The 17,662-nt window shown below is 63.5% G+C and carries 15 protein-coding genes; all 15 read left to right on the top strand.

Annotated features, from left to right (window positions below):
* The first annotated feature begins 37 nt into the window (after nucleotides 1–37).
* The 15 genes from mnmG (at nucleotide 38) to ACAM26_RS03725 (ending at nucleotide 17,642) form a co-directional block, all read left to right on the top strand.
* Complete coding sequence (gene mnmG / locus ACAM26_RS03795) at nucleotides 38–1,912, top strand: tRNA uridine-5-carboxymethylaminomethyl(34) synthesis enzyme MnmG (protein WP_369613138.1); 1,875 nt, start codon at nucleotides 38–40, stop codon at nucleotides 1,910–1,912.
* On the top strand, nucleotides 1,909–2,571 hold the full coding sequence (rsmG, locus tag ACAM26_RS03790) for a 16S rRNA (guanine(527)-N(7))-methyltransferase RsmG (RefSeq protein WP_369613137.1): 663 nt from the start codon (nucleotides 1,909–1,911) through the stop codon (nucleotides 2,569–2,571). Before mnmG ends, rsmG begins: the two co-directional genes overlap by 4 nt.
* A gap of 259 nt (nucleotides 2,572–2,830) precedes the next feature.
* Nucleotides 2,831–5,860 (top strand): chemotaxis protein CheB, encoded by a 3,030-nt coding sequence (locus ACAM26_RS03785; protein WP_369613136.1) that lies wholly within the window; start codon nucleotides 2,831–2,833, stop codon nucleotides 5,858–5,860.
* Nucleotides 5,861–6,050: 190 nt separating this feature from the next.
* Nucleotides 6,051–8,342: a putative bifunctional diguanylate cyclase/phosphodiesterase gene (locus ACAM26_RS03780; protein ID WP_369613135.1), complete on the top strand. Its 2,292-nt coding sequence runs from the start codon at nucleotides 6,051–6,053 to the stop codon at nucleotides 8,340–8,342.
* 232 nt (nucleotides 8,343–8,574) lie between these two features.
* Nucleotides 8,575–9,363 (top strand): ParA family protein, encoded by a 789-nt coding sequence (locus ACAM26_RS03775; protein ID WP_123139194.1) that lies wholly within the window; start codon nucleotides 8,575–8,577, stop codon nucleotides 9,361–9,363.
* Between the two features lies 1 nt (nucleotide 9,364).
* The gene (locus tag ACAM26_RS03770; protein ID WP_123139193.1) at nucleotides 9,365–10,279 is read left to right on the top strand and encodes a ParB/RepB/Spo0J family partition protein; all 915 of its coding nucleotides are present in this window, start codon (nucleotides 9,365–9,367) and stop codon (nucleotides 10,277–10,279) included.
* Nucleotides 10,280–10,502: 223 nt separating this feature from the next.
* Nucleotides 10,503–10,883: an ATP synthase subunit I gene (locus ACAM26_RS03765; RefSeq protein WP_123139192.1), complete on the top strand. Its 381-nt coding sequence runs from the start codon at nucleotides 10,503–10,505 to the stop codon at nucleotides 10,881–10,883.
* Between the two features lie 9 nt (nucleotides 10,884–10,892).
* Nucleotides 10,893–11,762, top strand: coding sequence for a F0F1 ATP synthase subunit A (atpB, locus tag ACAM26_RS03760; protein WP_062272106.1), 870 nt, complete (start codon nucleotides 10,893–10,895; stop codon nucleotides 11,760–11,762).
* A 62-nt stretch (nucleotides 11,763–11,824) separates the two neighbouring features.
* The gene (gene atpE / locus ACAM26_RS03755) at nucleotides 11,825–12,076 is read left to right on the top strand and encodes a F0F1 ATP synthase subunit C (RefSeq protein ID WP_005222005.1); all 252 of its coding nucleotides are present in this window, start codon (nucleotides 11,825–11,827) and stop codon (nucleotides 12,074–12,076) included.
* 72 nt (nucleotides 12,077–12,148) lie between these two features.
* The gene (locus ACAM26_RS03750; protein ID WP_005222006.1) at nucleotides 12,149–12,619 is read left to right on the top strand and encodes a F0F1 ATP synthase subunit B; all 471 of its coding nucleotides are present in this window, start codon (nucleotides 12,149–12,151) and stop codon (nucleotides 12,617–12,619) included.
* Nucleotides 12,620–12,628: 9 nt separating this feature from the next.
* Nucleotides 12,629–13,168, top strand: coding sequence for a F0F1 ATP synthase subunit delta (locus ACAM26_RS03745; RefSeq protein WP_062272110.1), 540 nt, complete (start codon nucleotides 12,629–12,631; stop codon nucleotides 13,166–13,168).
* A 13-nt stretch (nucleotides 13,169–13,181) separates the two neighbouring features.
* Nucleotides 13,182–14,723, top strand: a complete 1,542-nt coding sequence (atpA, locus tag ACAM26_RS03740) for a F0F1 ATP synthase subunit alpha (protein WP_123139191.1) — start codon at nucleotides 13,182–13,184, stop codon at nucleotides 14,721–14,723.
* 141 nt (nucleotides 14,724–14,864) lie between these two features.
* Nucleotides 14,865–15,734 carry a F0F1 ATP synthase subunit gamma gene (gene atpG, locus ACAM26_RS03735; protein ID WP_123139190.1) on the top strand — a complete coding sequence of 290 codons (870 nt, stop codon included), beginning with the start codon at nucleotides 14,865–14,867 and terminating at the stop codon, nucleotides 15,732–15,734.
* 87 nt (nucleotides 15,735–15,821) lie between these two features.
* Nucleotides 15,822–17,204, top strand: a complete 1,383-nt coding sequence (atpD, locus tag ACAM26_RS03730) for a F0F1 ATP synthase subunit beta (RefSeq protein WP_062272116.1) — start codon at nucleotides 15,822–15,824, stop codon at nucleotides 17,202–17,204.
* A gap of 12 nt (nucleotides 17,205–17,216) precedes the next feature.
* The gene (locus ACAM26_RS03725; RefSeq protein WP_123139189.1) at nucleotides 17,217–17,642 is read left to right on the top strand and encodes a F0F1 ATP synthase subunit epsilon; all 426 of its coding nucleotides are present in this window, start codon (nucleotides 17,217–17,219) and stop codon (nucleotides 17,640–17,642) included.
* Nucleotides 17,643–17,662: the final 20 nt, after the last annotated feature.

The following is a 17,662-nucleotide window of genomic DNA, read 5'->3' as shown; positions in this document are numbered from 1 at the left end:
TTAAACTGAAGGGCTTCATCGGATCGGGTTCCCTGACATGTTTGCGAGCGATCAGTACGACGTCATCGTGGTTGGAGGCGGTCACGCGGGCACCGAGGCGGCGCTCGCGGCGGCGCGCGCGGGTGCACGCACCCTGCTGCTGACGCAGAACATCGACACCCTCGGCAACATGAGCTGCAACCCCGCCATCGGCGGTATCGGCAAGGGCCATCTGGTGCGCGAGATCGATGCCCTCGGCGGGCTGATGGCACGCGCCACCGACCGCGCCGGGATCCAGTTCCGCACCCTCAACGCCAGCAAGGGTCCGGCAGTGCGCGCCACCCGCGCCCAGGCCGACCGCATCCGCTATCGCACCGTGGTGCGCGCGGCGCTCGAGTCCCAGCCCGGACTGCGGGTGTTCCAGCAGACCGTCGACGACCTCATCGTCGAGGGCGAGCGGGTGGCCGGGGTCAGCACCCAGATGGGGCTGCGCTTTCGCGCCCGGGCGGTGGTGCTCACCGTCGGCACCTTTCTCGGCGGGCGCATCCATATCGGTCTCAGCAACTATGAGGGCGGGCGCGCCGGGGATCCACCGTCCAACGCCCTGGCCGCGCGACTGCGTGAACTGATGCCGCGAATCGAGCGGCTCAAGACCGGCACCCCGCCGCGCATCGACGCGCGCAGCATCGACTACGCGCGGCTCGCCGAGCAGCCCGGCGACGACCCGGTGCCGGTGTTCTCCTTCCTCGGCAGCGCCGCCGAACACCCGCCGCAGGTGAGCTGTCACATCGCCCACACCAATGACCGCACTCACGAGATCATCCGCGCCGGGCTGTCGCGCTCGCCGCTCTACACCGGGGTGATCGACAGCATCGGCCCGCGCTACTGTCCCTCGATCGAGGACAAGATCGTGCGCTTCGCCGACAAGGACTCGCACCAGGTGTTTCTCGAGCCCGAGGGGCTCGACACCCACGAGGTCTATCCCAACGGCATCTCCACCAGCCTGCCCTACGACGTGCAGGAGGCGCTGGTGCGCTCGATCCCGGGGCTGGAGCAGGCCCACATCACCCGCCCCGGCTATGCCATCGAGTACGACTTCTTCGATCCGCGCGACCTCGCCCCGGGGCTGGAGACGCGCCAGCTCCAGGGGCTGTTCCTCGCCGGTCAGATCAACGGCACCACCGGCTACGAGGAGGCCGCCGCCCAGGGGCTGCTCGCCGGCATCAACGCGGTGCGCCGGCTGCGCGAAGAGTCGCCCTGGGTGCCGCGTCGCGACGAGGCCTACATCGGGGTGATGGTCGATGATCTGGTCACCCGCGGCACCAACGAGCCCTATCGCATGTTCACCAGCCGCGCCGAGTACCGGCTGATGCTGCGCGAGGACAACGCCGATCTGCGCCTGACCGAGACCGGGCGCGCGCTCGGGTTGGTCGACGACGAACGCTGGGCGCGCTTCGCGGCCAAGCGCGAGGCGATCGAGCGCGAACGCGAGCGCCTCGCCGCAGCCATCGTCCGTCCCGACCGGGTCGACCCGGCGGCCATGCAGGCGGTGCTCGGCGAGCCGCTGCGGCGCGAGACGCGCGCGCTCGACCTGCTCGCCCGTCCCGGCGTCGATCACGCCGGGGTCAACGTCCTGATCGATACCGCGGATCACCCGGTCGCTCCCGAGGTCGCCGAGCAGGTCGAGATCCAGACCCGCTATGCCGGCTACATCGCTCGCCAGCGCGACGAGATCGCCCGTCAGCGCGCCCAGGAGGACAAGCCCTTGCCCGAGACCTTCGACTTCGCCGCGGTGCGCGGTCTCTCCGCCGAGGTGCGCGAGAAGCTCTGCCGCACCCGCCCCACCACCGTCGGCCAGGCCGCGCGCATCCCCGGGGTGACCCCGGCGGCGGTGTCGCTGCTGCTGATCCACCTCAAGCGACACCCGGCATGAACACCGCGACCACCGAACTCACCCCGGACCAGCGCACCCATCTCGGCGAGCGGCTGCAGGCCGGCTGCGCGGCGCTGGGGATCGAGCCGACGGCGGCCCAGCACCAGCAACTGATCGACTACCTGCAGCTGCTGCTGCGCTGGAACCGCGCCTACAACCTCACCGCGGTGCGCGACCCCGACGAGATGGTGGTGCGTCACCTGCTCGACAGCCTGGCAATCCGCCCCTTCCTGTTCGGCGACACCCTGCTCGACATCGGCACCGGAGCTGGTCTACCGGGGATACCACTGGCGATCATGGAGCCCAGGCGCCGTTTCTGGCTGCTCGACAGCAACGGCAAGAAGGTGCGCTTCGTGCGTCAGGCGGTGCTCGAGCTCGGACTCACCAACGTCGAACCGGTTCAGGCCCGCAGCGACGACTATCGGCCCGGCCACGGCTTCAAAACGATCGTGAGCCGCGCGGTGACGGCTGCAGACGTACTGCTCGCCACGGAGAGATGCCTGCTCGAACAACCCGGACGGATGCTGCTGATGCGCGGACGCCACCCCGAAGAGGCCCCACTCCCGGCCACGCACGCGACCGGAGACAGCCACGTGCATGTCTTGCGCGTCCCCTTCCTCGATGAACCGCGTCACTTGGTCGAGATCCGTAACGATTAATTGAGCGTCCCAGCCAAGACGGCGACCCGCCGCAGACACCGCACAAACAGGCAACGACGCTCGACGATCAACCCACCATCATTCGCCCGCGCCGCCACAAGCCGCAACGCGAGATGCGACGACATGTGCCATGCTGATCTGAGATCAGACGACACGTCGCAGCATGCTCCGCGTCTCGTCACCAAGGAACGCCGATCGACATAACGCGACCGATCCCTTCGATCGAGTACTCCGCCCAATCGGCCACCAAGGACCGATGATGAACATACCCCCCGCAGGAGCACCCCAGACGGCGGACGATCCAGCCGCCCAGTCACCACAACCCGAGGCGGAACAGTCCGCATCGCCCGCGGAGTTGAGCTTTCCGGTCGTCGGCATCGGCGCATCGGCTGGGGGACTGGCGGCATTCGAGGCATTTTTCTCCGCCATTCCACCGGACACACAGACCGGTATGGCCTTCGTACTCGTTCAGCACCTGGACCCCAACCACAAGAGCATCCTCGCCGAACTAATCAAGCGCCACACCTGCATGCAGGTGCATGAAATCGTTGACGGCTTGCGCATCAAGCCCGATTGCGTCTACATCATCCCACCCAATGTCGACATGGCTCTGTTCAATGGCCTCCTCCATTTACTGGAGCCAGCGGCGCCACGCGGACAGCGACTACCGATCGACTTCTTCTTCCGCTCACTGGCGCAGGATCAACACGAGCGGGCTTTGTGTGTGGTGCTCTCTGGCACCGGCAGTGACGGCACGCTCGGTGCCAGAGCGATCAAGGGCGAGGGCGGGATGGTCATGGCCCAGGCGCCCAAGACCGCCGCTTACGACGGCATGCCACGTAGTGCCATCGCCACCGGATTGGTCGATTTCGTGCTCCCACCCGCGGAAATGCCGGCACAGCTCATGGCCTATGTGACCCATGCCTTCGGCAGGGAAGCGCATACCTCTGAGCCTTCATCCAAAAGCGTGGATACGCTGACGAAGATCTGCCTGCTGCTGCGAGACAAGAGCAGCCACGATTTCTCGCAATACAAGCAGAGTACGCTAATACGGCGCATCGAACGGCGCATGGCGTTACACCAGATCGAGCAACAACGCGATTACGTACGATATCTCCAACACAATCCGCTGGAGATCGATGCGCTATTCCATGACCTGCTGATCGGGGTCACCAGCTTCTTCCGTGACCCCGAGGCTTTCGCCATCTTAGAGCGCGAGGTTATCCCTCGGCTGTTCCATGAGAAACCGGCCGGGTCACCAGTCAGGGTATGGATCTGCGGCTGTTCCACCGGCGAAGAGGCCTACTCCATCGCAATCCTGCTCAAGGAGCATCTGGAGACCCTGAAGCAAGACTATCGGCTCCAGATCTTCGCCACCGACATCGACGCCAATGCGATCGAGCGGGCACGTTCCGGTATCTACCCCGCTAATATTGCGACCGATATCTCTCCCGAACGGCTAGCACGCTTCTTTGTCATGAGCCAAGAGCAAGGCTGCTACCGCATCAACAAGGAAATCCGCGATCTACTGGTATTCTCCGAGCAGGATCTGATCAAGGACCCCCCCTTCTCCAGGCTTGACCTGATCAGCTGCAGAAACCTGCTGATTTATCTAAACGGAGATCTACAGCGACGCCTGATACCTCTCTTTCACTATGCACTGAAAAGCAGCGGCTTCCTGTTCCTGGGAAATTCTGAAACCATCGGTGACGCTCATCCACTGTTCACGCCGGTCGACCGCAAATGGAAGCTCTTCGCCATCAAGGAACAGCAAGACGTTACCCTGACGCCCCTGTTGCCTCAGAGGCACATGCTTTCCATCTCCAGCCCCCATACACCCTCCTCCGATCCTGAAAGCATGTCACGCAGCAAAGGCAAGTCCGATCTACGGAAACGAACCGAGCAGGCGCTGCTTCGTCACTATGACCCAACGGCCCTGTTGGTCACCGGGCGCGGCGACATCCGCTATATCTACGGTCGCACAGGGCAATTCCTCGAGCCGGCACCGGGGGATCCAACAATGAATGTCTTCAGCATGGCTCGAGAAGGGTTATGTCATGCCATGAGGAACGCCCTACAGCGCGTCGTCACGACCGGGGATTCAGTACGGTTGAAGGGACTGAGAGTCAAGACAAACGGCGACTTCACCCTGGCCGATCTGAGCGTGCATCCCGAGCAACGGACAGGCCACGTTGATACAGAACCGTTGTATCTTGCGATCCTGGAGATTACAGGCTCCGTCGAGGACGGACCCGGCCAAAACATTGAAAAAAGGTCGAAAACAGGAGAATCCGATTCGCGAATCGCCGAGTTGGAGCAAGAGTTGCGGACCAAGGAGGAATACCTCCAGACCACGCTGGAGGAGATGGAGACATCAAACGAGGAATTGAAGTCGACCAACGAAGAGATGCAGTCGGTCAACGAGGAGTTGCAATCGACCAATGAGGAACTGGAGACGTCAAAAGAAGAGCTGCAATCGGTCAACGAGGAACTGGCAACGGTCAACACGGAGCTTCAAGCCAAGGTGGCCGACCTTTCCCGGGTCAACAACGACATGAACAATCTGCTCGCCGGCACGGGTGTTGCCACCCTGTTCGTCGATCATCAGCTCAGGATCACCCGCTTCACACCGGCAACAACCAGGCTGATCAACCTGATCCAGTCCGATGTTGGGCGACCGGTGGGGGATATTGTCTCCAATCTGACAAACTACGATGATTTGACAGAGGATTTAGCACAGGTCCTCAATACCCTGCAGCCTGCGGAAAAAGAGGTCCGCACCAGGCAGGGAGACTGGTATGTCCTAAGGATCGGTCCATATCGCACTCTTAACAATGTCATCGAGGGGGCAGTTATCACCTTCATGGACATCTCCGCACGCAGAAAAATGGAGGAGAGTCTGAAGGAGGCACGCGCCTTTGCCGAAGGGATCGTAGACGCCGTGCGCGAACCATTACTGGTATTGAGCGGAGACCTTCACGTGATCTCGGCCAATCATGCGTTTCAGCAATTCTTCCAACTGCCCCAGTCCGAGATCATCGATCAACCACTAAGCGACCTTGACGAGCACCGCTGGAACGATCCTGAATTGCGTCGGCAACTCTTGGAGACTATCGCTAAAGGAAAGGCACTAGAAGACCATGTGATTGGTTATGAGTCGGCGGCAACCGGGTCGTGCTCTCTCAGCCTCAACGCTAGACGGATCGTCCATCCAGACGCCGATCACGACAACGTCTTGATCACCATCAAGGACACCTCGCCCCGAGTGGACACGCCCAAATCGCCATAGACAGGAAAGAGTCCGAACGCAGCGACGACAGCTCTCTCGGTCGTGTGTTGAGGGCAGAAGTCAGGCCCGTCTCCATCAAGACCTGGCGCCAACTCACCGCACCATCAAGCACAACCTTATATTTCTAAGCATCAAACACGTAGATAAAAGAGGATTCCAGTCTTTTGCTTAATTCGAGGGAGTTGCATCCATGCCTGATCGAACAGATCGAGAACAGCCGGCGCGCCCTCCACCAGGGGTACCGATTCCCCTCAAAGAGCTGCGTCAACGCGCCGAAGCGCAGCTCTGCGCCATCCGTGACGCAGCACTTGTAACCGACAATCAAAGCAATCACGAGTTACGGGTCCATCAGATCGAACTCGAGCTGCAGAACGAAGAACTGCGACGGACGCAAGAAGCCCTAGAGTTGTCCCGCGCCCGCTACTTCGACCTCTACGACCTCGCCCCCGTCGGCTATCTCACCCTGAGTGAGACAGGTATTATCCAGCAGGCAAACCTTGCCGCAGAAACCCTGCTGGGACTATCACGCGCCGGCTTGGTCGGAAAACCCTTGTCGCAATTCATCCTCCCCGAAGACCAAGACATCCACTACCAGCACCGGCGTGCGCTGTGGTCGACAGGAAGGACTCAGCACTACGAGCTTCGCCTTCGCCCATCAACAGCCACACCGATCATCTGGGTCAGCCTGGATGCGTGCTTGGTGCCAGAGACGACCACCGACACGGCTCATCACGACTGGCGCCTGATCATGACGGACATCACCATCCGCAAGCGTGATGAACAAAAGATCATCGATAGCCAGGCACGGCTGCACTTGGTAGCAACACTCGCCGAGCTGGCGTTCTGGGAATGGACGCCGCACACCAACCAAGTGATATTTCCTTTAGAGTGGCAGCGGCAGATGGGGTACGACCAGGGCGCCTTGCCGAAGAACTTCGACGACTGGGCCGAACTGCTACACCCTGATGATCGCGAGCCCAGCCTTGCAAAGCTGCGTGGCTTCGCTGCCAACCGAGAATCGTGCGAAATACAATATCGGCTACGCTGCAAGGATGGTGCCTACCGCTGGCTCCAGGCCAGACCCGAGGTCATCCAGGACGCCAACAACACATATCAGCGTATCCTGTTGGCGCAGCAGGACATCACCCGCCGCAAGGAGGCTGAGCTACACGCACTCCGCCTGGCCCAGCACGATCCACTGACCGGCCTGCCGACACGTCGACTACTCGACCAATTGGCCAATCAAATGCTAGTGAGCGCAAGGCGCAGCAAGCGCCAACTGGCGGTACTGTTCTTCGACCTAGACGATTTCAAAGCGGTTAACGACATGTACGGTCACGCGGTCGGCGACCTGTTGCTGCAAGCGGTGGCCCAGAGACTGCTGACACTGTTCCGAGCAGAGGATATCGTCGCCCGCCTGGGGGGCGATGAGTTCGTCGCCGTACTAAGCAAGATCGACGACGCCACGGACGTCGCTCGCACAGCGGGCAAGGCCATCGCGACCCTGGCGCCTCCGTATACTATCGGTCAGCTGCAACTACACTGCGCACCCAGCCTCGGTATCAGCCTATATCCACAAGATGGCGAGACGATCGAGCAGCTCATGCAAAGCGCCGATTTGGCCATGTACCACGCAAAACAAATCCGCCCGGGACACTATCAATTCGTCACTGCTGCGCTCAACGAGCAGGTAATGAGCAGTGCCACGCTGGAAAGACAGCTGCGTCAAGGAATCGCCAAGGAAGAGTTTCGTGTCGTCTATCAACCGGTCCTGGACTTGAAGCAAGGGTGTCTGCATGGGGCTGAAGCGCTACTGCGATGGCCGCAGCACGACCAGGAACCAATCCCACCCTCAACCTTTCTACCTGTAGCCGAATCACTCCACCTCACCCATGAGATCGGACTTTGGGTCATCCGGGAAGTGTGCCGACAACATCAGTCATGGCGAGTTGCGGGGTTACCCCCGATACCAATCTCAGTAAATGTTTCGACACGAGAGTTTCTTCATCCGCACTTCATTCAAGGACTATGCGACGCTTGCCAAGACGCGGGGACAGAGCCCTCCGCGCTAGTGCTACACCTAAGTGAATCTACCTTGTTCGATTACCCAGACGGCAGCGCAGATCAACTCGCCGCTCTCAGGGCTCTCGGTGTCAAGCTAGTGATTGACGACTTCGGCCTGGGCTGCTCAAGCCTCAGCAAGCTCGATCAACTACCCTTGACCGGACTCCAGATCAACCAAGCGCTGGTACGACAGCTACACACGGCGCGCGGCATGCCAGCCATCATCGACACCATCATCCAGTTCGGGCGGGCCCTAGGACTCGACGTTACCGTCGTCGGCATCGAGAGCGAGGCCGATCAGCGGTTCTTCCACGCGATGGGTTGCGACCATCTTCAGGGCTTCCGCCTCGGCAAGCCGATGACCGGAGGCGCCTTCGCTGAGTGGTATCGCCAGCATCCCGCCACGGCACCACACTAGGCCGGGCGCCGACACACGAACTCCTAGCCCTCCCCCCTCGGCCAGGCGGCGGAGGTGGCGATGACTTGAAGTGCGTTCCAAGCCCGGATACCGGGCGAGCTGAAAATTCAGTACCATTGCCTCGCATCTACCGCAAACGCGGCACGAGCCTTGATCCGACCGCCACCATGGGGCGCGCACTCATCGCAACGGCTGGCTAACGGATCGAAATTTCGGAGCGACTGAGTCGAGCATGGTCAACATCATCGCCATCGCCAATCAGAAGGGCGGAGTCGGCAAGACGACGACCGCGGTCAACCTCGCCGCCTGTCTGGCGGCGATGAAGCGACGCGTGCTGCTGGTCGATCTCGACCCCCAGGGCAACGCCACCATGGGCTGTGGCGTCGACAAGCACGCGCTCGAGCACTCGAGCTGCGACCTGCTGCTCAGCGACATCCCCATCGCCGACTGTCTGCAGCGCATCACCGAGCCCTCGCCCGGTTTCGACCTGCTGCCGGCCAACGCCGATCTCACCGCCGCCGAGGTCGGGCTGATCGACTCGCCCGACCGCGAGCACCGTCTGGCGCGGGTGCTCGAGCGCGCCGCCCAGGCCTATGAGCTGGTGATCGTCGACTGCCCGCCCTCGCTCAACATGCTCACCGTCAACGCCTTGGTCGCCGCGCGCGGGGTGCTGATCCCGATCCAGTGCGAGTACTACGCCCTCGAGGGGCTCTCGGCGCTGCTCGACACCATCGAGCAGATCCGTGCCAACCGCAACGAGACGCTGCGTGTCGAGGGCATCCTGCGCACCATGCACGACCCGCGCAACAACCTCGCCAACCAGGTCTCGACCCAGCTCATCGCGCACTTCAAGGACAAGGTCTACCGCACCATCATCCCGCGCAACGTGCGCCTCGCCGAGGCCCCCAGCCACGGCATGCCGGCCCAGCTCTATGATCCGTCCTCCAAGGGCGCGATCGCCTACATGGCGCTGGCCAGCGAGGTGCTGCGCCGCCAGCAGAAGGGCCGCAACGCCGCCTGACATGGACCAGGAAACCACCCGACCGAACAAGAAGAAGGGGCTGGGGCGCGGACTCGACGCCCTGCTCGGCGCCACCCGTGGCGGTGCCGAGACCGCCTCCCAGTCCGGGGCCGTCGCCACCGCTCAGCCCGGCGATCGCATCGTGCGCCTGCCGCTCGAGCAGCTGCAGCGCGGGCGCTATCAGCCACGCCGCGACTTCGACCCCGAGGCGCTGCGCGAGCTGGCCGAGTCGATCCGCGCCCAGGGCGTGCTGCAGCCGATCCTGGCGCGACCGCTGGCCGAGGGGCGCTACGAGATCGTCGCCGGCGAGCGGCGCTGGCGCGCCTGTCAACAGGCCGGCCTCAGCGAGATCCCGGCACTGGTGCGCGAACTCGACGCCACCAGCGCGCTGGCCATCGCGCTGATCGAGAACATCCAGCGCGCCGATCTCAATCCGCTGGAAGAGGCCACCGCGCTGCACCGTCTGGTCGAGGAGTTCGAGCTCACCCATCAAGAGGTGGCCGAGGCGGTCGGCAAGTCGCGCACCACCATCTCCAACCTGCTGCGCCTGCTCGAACTCGAGCCCGAGGTCAAGGACCAGCTCGATCATGGCCGCTTGGAGATGGGCCACGCCCGCGCCCTGCTCGGGGTCAAGGGCCAGATGCAGTGCGCGCTCGCCCGACAGGTGGTCGCCGGCGGTCTCTCGGTGCGCGACACCGAGCGACTGGTGCGACGGCAACAGCAGGGCGAGAGCCCGGTGGCGGCAGCGGATCGGAAGGGAGTGACCGACCCCGACATCCGCCGACTGCAGAACGATCTCACCGACCGGCTCGGCGCCGAGGTGCGGATCCAGCACGGCAGCCGCGGCAGCGGCAAGCTGGTGATCAGCTACACCAGCCTCGACGAGCTCGACGGCATCCTCGGCCATATCCGTTGAGCAGTGTGCCGGGCGAGGCCGCCCCCCCGAGAAGGATGCTGAAACACCGGCTCGATCAAAGGGATCCAGCCCCGGGAACGGGTTCGTCGAGACCTTCGTCATCGGCCCGAAACCCGCGCCGCGCAAGGCTCCGGGCACCCCGCGGTTACATTGACCCGATATTAGCGATCCCCTATACTTCGCGTCCGGTGAGCGACGCGCTCAACCAAACCACGATGATCTGATGCAACAGCCGGATGCGCTTCAGGCCGGGAACGTCCTGAAAATACAGACGATCCTCAGCCTGGTGTCGGTGCTACTCGCCCTGCCGTTCGGTCGCTCCGTTGCACTATCGGTCCTCATAGGTTCTGGATCCTGCCTGCTGGCCAACGCCATGCTCGCGGCCTGGGTCTTTCGCGCCTATCGCGCCCAGGCGCCTGAGCGTTTGGTCATGCGTTTTTATCGTGCCGAAGTCGCAAAGATCGCGTTGGTCCTGGGTTTGTTCGTCGTTGCCTTCGCAACATTCGACGACCTGAACATACCGGCATTGCTGGGGGCCTACTTCCTCATGCAAGTGATGCCGATCCTGATCGCGGCCCAACAGGCCAAACGAAACACGAAGTGAGAATGATCGATGGCTGCTACCGAAACGCTCACCGCTGAACAATACATTCAACACCATCTGACCAACCTCACCTTCGGTCTACACCCCGAGCACGGCTTGGGGCTCGCGCACAACAGCGCGGAGGCCGCGGAGATGGGCTTCTGGGCGATCAATCTGGACACCATGTTCTTTTCGATCCTGCTCGGCGGCCTGTTCCTCTGGTTCTTCAAGGGTGTGGCCGAACGCGTCAGCGCCGGCGTGCCGGGTGCGGCGCAGAACTTCGTCGAGTGGATCGTCGACTTCGTCGAGGACAACGTCCGCGGTTCCTTCAGTGGCAAGAACCCGATGGTCGCCCCGCTGGCGCTGACCATCTTCGCCTGGGTCTTCCTGATGAACCTGATGGACCTGCTGCCGGTCGATCTGGTGCCCTATCTGTTCGGCCAGTTCATGGCCCTGTTCGGCGCCGATCCGCACCATGTCTATCTCAAGATCGTGCCGACCACCGATCCCAACGCCACCTTCGGCATGGCCCTGATGGTCTTCATCATGGTGCTCTACTACAGCGTCAAGATGAAAGGCGTCGGTGGCTTCCTCGGCGAGCTGACCCTGCAGCCGTTCGGCAAGTGGGGCATGCCCGCGAACCTGGTGCTCGAAGGGATCAGTCTGATCTCCAAGCCGATCTCGCTCGCCCTGCGACTGTTCGGCAACATGTACGCCGGCGAGATGATCTTCATCCTGATCGCCTTGCTCTACGGTGGCAGCTTCGTGCTCAACGCCACCGGCGGCGTTCTGCAGTTCGTGTGGGCCGTGTTCCACATCCTGATCATCACGCTGCAGGCGTTCATCTTCATGGTGCTGACCATCGTCTATCTCGACATGGCACACCAGGAGCATCACTAAACCCCGTTTTTCAAGGCTCTGACCTTCAATCAAGGCTCTGACCTTCAATCCTGGAGAGAACTATGGAACTCGAAGTCGCACAAGCATTCGCAGAGGTCATCAAGTACATCGGCGCTGGCCTGATGCTGGGTCTGGGCGCAGTCGGCGCCGGCGTCGGCATCGGCGTCCTCGGCGGTCGCTTCCTGGAGGGCGCTGCCCGTCAGCCCGAGCTCATCCCGATGCTGCGCACCCAGTTCTTCATCGTCATGGGCCTGGTCGACGCACTGCCCGTCATCGCGATCGCCATGGGTCTGTTCCTGATGTTCGCTGCCTAGCGCGCATCCTGCTCCCTCCCGCGGGCCGAGAAGACTCCTCGCCCACATGAGGCTCAGGCAAGAGGCATAGGTATGAATATCAATCTGACTCTGTTTGCCCAGATGATCACCTTCGCGGTGTTCGTCGGGTTCTGTATGAAGTATGTGTGGCCGCCCATCGTCAACGCGTTGGCGGAGCGCAAGGCCAAGATCGCCGAAGGCCTCGCCGCCGCCGAACGTGGCCATCAGGAGCAGGCCCTCGGGGAGCAACGCGCACTCGAGCTGATGAAGGAGGCCAAGGTCTCCGCCGCCGAGATCGTCGGTCAGGCCCAGAAGCGGGCCACCGACATCGTCGAGGAGGCCAAGAGCGACGCCCGGACCGAGGGCGATCGGCTGCTCGCCGCGGCGCGCGCCGAGATCGATCAGGAGACCAACCGCGCACGCGAAGAGCTGCGTGAGCGCGTCTCCACGCTCGCCGTCGCGGCAGCGGAGAAGATCCTCCAGAAGGAGATCAACGTCGACGCCCACAAGTCGATCGTCGACTCGTTCGCAAAGCAGCTCTAGGGAATACCCATGGCCGGAGACATCACCACCATCGCACGGCCTTATGCCGAAGCGGCCTTCGAGCGCGCGAAGGAAACCGGACAGGTCGAGGCATGGTCCGACGCACTCGGGCGGTTGGCCGCGGTGGCCGGCGACCCGCAGATGGTCGCGCTGATCGCCAACCCCAACGTGTCCCGCGAGACCATCCGCGACATCACCCTCGAAGTCTGTGGCGAGGACCTGCCGGAGGAGGTTGCCAACCTGCTCCGGTTGCTCGCCGACAACGCACGCCTGGCGGCCGTCCCCGAGATCGCCCGACTGTTCGAAGTCAGCCGCAGCGCCGACGAGGGCATGCGGCGCGTGACCGTACGCAGTGCGTTCGAGATCGACGAGGCGCAACGCGCGGCGCTCGCCACTGCACTGTCCTCGCGTCTTGGCGGGCAGGTGGAGCTCACGGTCGAGACCGACAGCGCGCTGATTGGTGGGCTGGAGATCCGTGCCGGGGACCTGGTGATCGACGACACGGTCCGCGGCAAGATCGACCGACTCGCCAACGCATTGCAATTCTGAACGGGACACCGCCATGCAACTGAATCCATCCGAGATCAGTGATCTCATCAAGCAGAAGATCGAGAAATACGATCTTCAAACCGAGGCCCGGACCGAGGGCACCATCGTCAGCCTGACCGACGGCATCGTGCGTATCCACGGCCTGTCCGACGCTCAGTACTACGAGATGCTGGAGTTCCCCGGCAACACCTACGGCCTGGCGCTGAACCTCGAGCGCGACTCGGTCGGCGCGGTGGTGCTCGGCGACTACACCAACCTCTCCGAGGGCGACTGGGTGCGCTGCACCGGGCGCGTGCTCGAGGTGCCGGTCGGTGAAGGCCTGCTCGGCCGCGTGGTCGACGCGCTCGGCAACCCGATCGACGGCAAGGGCCCGATCGAGGCCGCAGCCACCTCGCCGATCGAGAAGCAGGCCCCCGGCGTCATCGCCCGTCAGTCGGTCGATGAGCCGATGCAGACCGGTCTCAAGGCGATCGACGCCATGGTGCCGGTCGGTCGTGGCCAGCGTGAGCTGATCATCGGCGACCGCCAGACCGGTAAGACCGCGGTGGCGCTCGACGCGATCATCAACCAGAAGGACACCGGCGTTAAGTGCATCTACGTCGCGGTCGGTCAGAAGAACTCGACCATCGCGGCCCTGGTGCGCAAGCTCGAAGAGCACGGCGCGATGGATCACACCATCATCGTCTCCGCCAGCGCCTCCGACTCGGCCGCGATGCAGTTCATCGCGCCCTATGCCGGCTGCTCGATGGGTGAGTACTTCCGTGACAAGGGCGAGGACGCGCTGATCGTCTACGACGACCTCACCAAGCAGGCCTGGGCCTACCGTCAGGTGTCGCTGCTGCTGCGTCGTCCGCCGGGTCGCGAAGCCTACCCCGGTGACGTCTTCTACCTGCACTCGCGTCTGCTCGAGCGCGCCGCGCGCGTCAATCCCGACTACGTGGAGAAGGCGACCAACGGTGCGGTCAAGGGCAAGACCGGCTCGCTCACCGCGCTGCCGATCATCGAGACCCAGGCCGGTGACGTCTCGGCATTCGTTCCGACCAACGTGATCTCGATCACCGACGGTCAGATCTTCCTCGAGACCGACCTCTTCAACTCGGGTATCCGTCCGGCCATCAACGCCGGTCTATCGGTGTCGCGAGTCGGTGGCGCGGCCCAGACCAAGGCGATCAAGAAGCTCGGCGGTGGTATCCGTCTGGCACTCGCGCAGTATCGTGAGCTGGCAGCCTTCTCGCAGTTCGCCTCCGACCTCGACGAGACCACCCGCAAGCAGCTCGAGCGCGGTGAGCGCGTCACCGAGCTGATGAAGCAGGCGCAGTACTCGCCGATGAGCGTCGGCCAGATGGCCGTCTCGCTGTTCGCCGCCAATGAGGGCTACCTCGACGACGTCGACGTCAAGAAGGTCGTCGACTTCGAGGCGGCGCTGCAGGGCTACATGAAGTCCCAGCAGGCCGAGCTGCTCAGCAAGATCGACTCGACCGGCGGCTTCAACGACGAGATCCAGCAGGGTCTGCACGCGGCGCTCAAGGATTTCAAGGCGAACAATACTTGGTAAGCGCCCGCATCCACATGCGCCCAACCGCCGCCCCGCGGCGGTTGGGCGTTGTCGAGACCTTACAACCGACCCGAATCAAACAGGCGCCGCGACCGACCTTCGAGTCGGGGATCGGGCGCTGGAAGCTGGGAGCTTGATCAAATGGCAGGCGCCAAAGAAATCCGCACCAAGATTGCGAGCATCAAGAGCACGCAGAAGATCACTTCCGCCATGGAGATGGTTGCAGCATCGAAGATGCGCAAGGCGCAGGATCGCATGTCTGCCTCCCGGCCCTACGCGGACAAGATGCTCCAGGTGATCCACCATCTGGCGCAAGCGACGCCCGAGTACCGTCATTCCTTCATGGCCACGGAACGCCCGCGCAAGCGCGTCGGTTATATCGTGGTTTCCTCCGATCGCGGCCTGTGCGGCGGCCTCAACAGCAATCTGTTCCGCCGTCTGAGTGCCGAGATCAAGGAGCAGCAGGCCGCTGGCATCGAGCCGGTCTTCTGCGCCATCGGCAGCAAGGCGCTGGGGTTCTTCAAGCGCTTCGGCGGCAAGGTGCTGGCGCAGGCGACCCATCTTGGTGACACCCCGCACATCGAGGATCTGATCGGCACCGTCAAGGTGATGCTCGACGCCTTCGAGGCTGGCGAGATCGACGCGATCCATGTCGCCAGCAACGAGTTCGTCAACACCATGACGCAGCGCCCGGAGATCCGCCAGCTGGTGCCCATCGCCCCCGCCGAGAAGCAGGAGGAGGCGTTGCCCTACCACTGGGACTATATCTACGAGCCGGATGCGCACACCGTCCTCGACGCCCTGCTCACCCGCTACATCGAGTCGCTGGTCTATCAGAGCGTGGTCGAGAACGTCGCCTGCGAGCAGGCCGCGCGAATGGTCGCGATGAAGGCCGCCTCGGACAACGCCGGCAACCTGATCGACGAACTCCAGCTCGTCTACAACAAGGCGCGCCAGGCCGCTATCACCCAGGAAATCTCCGAGATCGTGAGCGGCGCCGCGGCGGTTTGACCCACCGCCGGCTGACCCCGGCGACCCCGGCCAGGATCAGACCCAGACAGAATCGCTAGACGCCGCAAGGCAGAAGAGGAAAAGACTATGAGTTCCGGTAACGTGGTGGAAATCATCGGCGCGGTGGTGGACGTACAGTTCCCGCGCGGCGAGATGCCCAAGGTCTATGAAGCACTGAAGATCGAGTCCGTCGGCCTCACCCTCGAGGTGCAGCAGCAGCTCGGCGACGGCGTCGTCCGCACCATCGCCATGGGCTCGACCGACGGCCTGCAGCGTGGCCTCGAGGTCGCCGCCACCGGCGCCCCGATCCAGGTCCCGGTGGGCCAGAAGACCCTCGGTCGCATCATGGACGTGCTCGGCAACGCCATCGACGAGCAGGGCGACATCGGCGCCGAGGAAAGCTGGTCGATCCACCGTCCCGCGCCCAAGCTCGAGGACCAGTCGACCACCACCGAGATCCTCGAGACCGGCATCAAGGTCGTCGACCTGATCATGCCGATCGCCAAGGGCGGCAAGGTCGGCCTGTTCGGCGGCGCCGGCGTCGGCAAGACCGTCACCCTGATGGAGCTCATCCGTAACATCGCCGCCGAGCACTCCGGCTTCTCGGTGTTCGCTGGTGTCGGCGAGCGTACCCGTGAGGGTAACGACTTCTATCACGAGATGAAGGAGTCGAACGTCCTCGACAAGGTGGCCCTGGTCTACGGCCAGATGAACGAGCCGCCCGGCAACCGTCTGCGCGTCGCCCTGACCGGCCTGACCATGGCCGAGTACTTCCGCGACGAAGGCCGTGACGTGCTGCTGTTCGTCGACAACATCTACCGTTACACCCTCGCCGGTACCGAGGTCTCGGCACTGCTCGGGCGCATGCCCTCGGCGGTGGGTTATCAGCCGACCCTGGCCTCGGAGATGGGCGCCCTGCAGGAGCGCATCACCTCCACCAAGACCGGCTCGATCACCTCCTTCCAGGCCGTCTACGTGCCTGCCGACGACCTCACCGACCCGTCGCCGGCGACCACCTTCGCGCACCTCGACGCCACCCTGGTGCTGTCGCGTCAGATCGCCGAGCTGGGCATCTACCCCGCCGTCGACCCGCTCGACTCGACCAGCCGTATCCTCGACCCCAACGTCGTCGGCCAGGAGCACTACGAGACCGCGCGTGCGGTGCAGGGCACCCTGCAGCGCTACAAGGAGCTCAAGGACATCATCGCCATCCTCGGCATGGACGAGCTCTCCGACGAGGACAAGCTGACCGTGGCCCGCGCCCGTAAGATCCAGCGCTTCCTGTCGCAGCCGTTCTTCGTCGCCGAGGTCTTCACCGGCGCGCCCGGCAAGTTCGTCTCGGTCAAGGACACCATCGCCGGCTTCAAGGCCATCGTCAACGGCGAGTACGACCACCTGCCCGAGCAGGCCTTCTACATGGTCGGCAGCATCGAGGAAGCGGTGGCCAAGGCCGAAAAGATGGCCAACTAACGGAGACCACCCATGGCAATGACGATCCACGTCGATATCGTGAGCGCAGAGGGCGCCATCCACTCCGGGCAGGCGACCATGGTGTACGCCAGCGCGGAAGTGGGTGAGGTGGGCATCGCGCCCCGCCACACCGCCTTCATCAGCCGTCTCAAGCCCGGCGACGTCCGAGTGGAGAACGAGCAGGGCGAGCAGGAGCACTTCTACGTCTCCGGCGGCATGCTCGAGGTCCAGCCGAACGTGGTCACGGTCCTTGCCGACACCGCGGTCCGGGCCGCGAACCTCGACGAGGCGGCGGCCCAGGACGCCAAGCGTCGCGCCGAGGAGGCACTGGCCGGACAACAGGCCGGGTTCGAGTACGCCAAGGCCCAGGCCGAGCTGGCCGAGGCGATCGCCCAGCTGCGTGCGATCGAGAAGCTGCGCAAGACCAAGCGCGGCTGATTCGCTCGCGCCACGTCCGG

This window comes from Marichromatium sp. PS1 (assembly GCF_041155115.1).
In the GTDB taxonomy this organism is placed as follows: Bacteria; Pseudomonadota; Gammaproteobacteria; order Chromatiales; family Chromatiaceae; genus Marichromatium; species Marichromatium gracile.
Note: the sequence above shows the minus strand (reverse complement) of the source record. Positions and strands in the feature narration are given on the sequence as shown.

Bases quoted from the DNA above. Each gene is read 5' to 3' on its own strand.
- rsmG (WP_369613137.1), top strand. From the start codon at position 1,909: ATGAACACCGCGACCACCGAACTCACCCCGGACCAGCGCACCCATCTC.
- atpD (WP_062272116.1), top strand. From the start codon at position 15,822: ATGAGTTCCGGTAACGTGGTGGAAATCATCGGCGCGGTGGTGGACGTA.
- ACAM26_RS03785 (WP_369613136.1), top strand. From the start codon at position 2,831: ATGAACATACCCCCCGCAGGAGCACCCCAGACGGCGGACGATCCAGCC.
- atpG (WP_123139190.1), top strand. From the start codon at position 14,865: ATGGCAGGCGCCAAAGAAATCCGCACCAAGATTGCGAGCATCAAGAGC.
- ACAM26_RS03780 (WP_369613135.1), top strand. From the start codon at position 6,051: ATGCCTGATCGAACAGATCGAGAACAGCCGGCGCGCCCTCCACCAGGG.
- ACAM26_RS03750 (WP_005222006.1), top strand. From the start codon at position 12,149: ATGAATATCAATCTGACTCTGTTTGCCCAGATGATCACCTTCGCGGTG.
- ACAM26_RS03765 (WP_123139192.1), top strand. From the start codon at position 10,503: ATGCAACAGCCGGATGCGCTTCAGGCCGGGAACGTCCTGAAAATACAG.
- ACAM26_RS03775 (WP_123139194.1), top strand. From the start codon at position 8,575: ATGGTCAACATCATCGCCATCGCCAATCAGAAGGGCGGAGTCGGCAAG.
- ACAM26_RS03745 (WP_062272110.1), top strand. From the start codon at position 12,629: ATGGCCGGAGACATCACCACCATCGCACGGCCTTATGCCGAAGCGGCC.
- mnmG (WP_369613138.1), top strand. From the start codon at position 38: ATGTTTGCGAGCGATCAGTACGACGTCATCGTGGTTGGAGGCGGTCAC.
- atpE (WP_005222005.1), top strand. From the start codon at position 11,825: ATGGAACTCGAAGTCGCACAAGCATTCGCAGAGGTCATCAAGTACATC.
- ACAM26_RS03725 (WP_123139189.1), top strand. From the start codon at position 17,217: ATGGCAATGACGATCCACGTCGATATCGTGAGCGCAGAGGGCGCCATC.
- atpB (WP_062272106.1), top strand. From the start codon at position 10,893: ATGGCTGCTACCGAAACGCTCACCGCTGAACAATACATTCAACACCAT.
- atpA (WP_123139191.1), top strand. From the start codon at position 13,182: ATGCAACTGAATCCATCCGAGATCAGTGATCTCATCAAGCAGAAGATC.
- ACAM26_RS03770 (WP_123139193.1), top strand. From the start codon at position 9,365: ATGGACCAGGAAACCACCCGACCGAACAAGAAGAAGGGGCTGGGGCGC.